Origin of the sequence: Dawidia cretensis (genome assembly GCF_018598175.1) — a bacterium.
Taxonomy (GTDB): Bacteria; Bacteroidota; Bacteroidia; order Cytophagales; family Cyclobacteriaceae; genus Ohtaekwangia; species Ohtaekwangia cretensis.
On record NZ_JAHESE010000096.1, the window covers coordinates 1 to 682 of the forward strand.

At 49.6% G+C, this 682-nt stretch carries 1 protein-coding gene; it reads left to right on the forward strand.

Annotated features, from left to right (window positions below):
* The coding region (locus KK062_RS29870; protein ID WP_254088054.1) for a mechanosensitive ion channel family protein at positions 1-682 on the forward strand (682 nt) is incomplete at both ends.

Sequence of the window (682 nt, forward strand, 5' to 3'; positions counted from 1 at the left end):
ATCGGCAACACATCGTTTACGCTGAGCAGTGTGGGATTGTTCTTTGCCATCATCTGGCTGGCGCACCTGGTACAACGTTACCTGGGCTACTTCTTTGGCGACACCGGCGACCATGACTTTGGTGACAGCCCGGCAAATCGGTCTAAGCTGGTGGTGACCCGGTTAGTGTTGTTGGGCGCGGGCTACCTGTTGGCGATCGCTGCTTCGGGGCTTCCGATTGATAAGATCACGATTGTGCTCGGTGCCTTGGGTGTTGGTATTGGTTTAGGCCTGCAGAATATTGTTAACAACTTTGTGTCGGGCATCATTCTCATTTTTGACCGTCCGCTGAAGATTGGTGACTCGATCGAGGTTGGGGGTAAATCCGGCCGTGTGAAAGAAATTGGGTTGCGGTCCAGTACGCTGTTTACAGCGGATGGAGCGGAAGTCATTATACCCAATGGGGATATGCTCTCGCAACAGATTGTTAACTGGACGTTGAGTAATAATCATAGACGAATTGAGATTAAGACGACATTGGAGACCAGTGAAAGTAAGGATGTAGTTATTCCAGAGGTGGTTGCTATTGTTAAATCGGGGACATATATATTGAAGAAGCGCGAACCGGTGGTGTTGGTAGAAGGGATTTCGGGGAGTGCGATTACGCTGGTGATTCGGTTTTGGTGTGACGATGTGTTTAAGG